The 512-nt window shown below is 44.7% G+C and carries 1 protein-coding gene; it reads left to right on the forward strand.

Annotated elements, in window-relative coordinates:
• Positions 1–512, forward strand: a 512-nt coding sequence (locus tag ACFIKB_RS09705; RefSeq protein WP_375653567.1) for a glycine-rich domain-containing protein, incomplete at both ends; no start/stop codon positions are given.

The following is a 512-nucleotide window of genomic DNA, read 5'->3' on the forward strand; positions in this document are numbered from 1 at the left end:
GCTCTTCAAAGCATACGCGATGAAATTACAAAAGAGATAAAATCCTTTGTCCCCACTCCTCTTGAAATTCTTATGACAGAAAGTGGTCCTATTCCTATACCTAATGGTGTTACCGACGACACTTATATTGAAGTATGGGCATGGGGTGGAGGTGGGGGTGGCGGTAATTATAAAGGTGGTGGCGGCGGCGGTGGCGGTTGCGTGCACATAAAAATAAAATGGTCGCAGCTTAAAGATTCAAAAAATGTTCTCATTGGTCGCGGTGGTAAAGGTTTTTATACCGGTCAACCAAAAGATTTTGCTGGTTATGGTGGCTTTACACGTATTTTAAATTCTACAAGAGCAGGTGGTGGCGGTGGTGGAGCTGTTAATGGATATAATAGCACAGGTGCTGTCGGTTGTGTTTCTGGAAATTCACCAGGTGGTCTTGGAGGTGGTTACTCATCCAATAGCAGCAGTTCAAATGAACGTGATTCTACTTTCAACGGTGGTGGAGGCGGTAGCTATGGAGA

The organism is Bartonella sp. MR110HLJHH (genome assembly GCF_042194225.1).
In the GTDB taxonomy this organism is placed as follows: Bacteria; Pseudomonadota; Alphaproteobacteria; order Rhizobiales; family Rhizobiaceae; genus Bartonella; species Bartonella grahamii.